Consider the following 529-nt stretch of genomic DNA (forward strand, 5'->3'; position numbering starts at 1 on the left):
GTCACCCACCACGCCCCCACCGCCCGCCTCTCCACCCGCGCCGCGTTCACCGCCGCAACCCGAGGCGGCTGGCGCGCCGCCCGCGCCGACACCGACGGCCACGGCACCCTCGCCCCCGGCGCCCCCGCCACCTACGCCGTCTGGGCCGTGCCCGGCGAACTCGTCGCCCAAGTCCCCGACGACCGCATCGCCGCCTGGTCCACCGACCCCCGCGGCGCCGTCGCCGGCCTGCCCGACCTGTCCGACCTGTCCGCACCCACCCCGACCTGCCTACGCACCGTCCTACGCGGCCGCATCCTCCACGACACCCTCACCTGAACATCACCGACCCGCACCTGAGCATCGCCCCCGCCCCACTGGGCACCCACCAGTCGCTTTGGTTTCGCCGGCGAATAGTGACACGGACCCGAGTCCCAGGCCGTCAAGACCGGCAGGACCGCCACACGCCCGCCGACCAGGGCCGGCGTGCTCAACGCGACCCACGTGACCGAAACTGGTCCGGTGACCCCACCGCCCGCCCGCCCCACCC

General features: G+C 75.4%; 1 pseudogene. It reads left to right on the plus strand.

Features of this window, described 5'->3' with window-relative positions:
* Positions 1–318 (plus strand): annotated as a pseudogene (locus ACY45C_RS12805) (amidohydrolase); the annotation flags it as partial.
* Positions 319–529: the final 211 nt, after the last annotated feature.

Source organism: Frankia sp. CcWB2, assembly GCF_977927585.1.